A 242-nucleotide genomic window follows, 5' to 3' on the forward strand; every position below is an offset into this window, starting at 1 on the left:
TCAAACAAACTCTTTAACTTCTTTAATACAATTGATGAAAAGATTTTACATTTTATTCCTTAGTGCTTTAATTTTTGCACCTTCTTTATTATTTGGTGCTACAAATATAGATGATAATCATATTATCTTTACTTGGGGCTATGGTGAAGTAGCAAATGATATTTTACAAGTTATAAAAGATGTTATATCTTTGCTTCAATTAGCTAATAAAAGTAAAGAATCTTTTCATATCAATATCTTAA

The 242-nt window shown here is 24.4% G+C and carries 1 pseudogene; it reads left to right on the forward strand.

Annotated elements, in window-relative coordinates:
* A pseudogene (locus CAMP5118_RS08020) lies at positions 1–242 on the forward strand (hypothetical protein); the annotation flags it as partial.

Source organism: Campylobacter sp. LMG 7929 (assembly GCF_024723595.1).
Classification (GTDB): Bacteria; Campylobacterota; Campylobacteria; order Campylobacterales; family Campylobacteraceae; genus Campylobacter_D.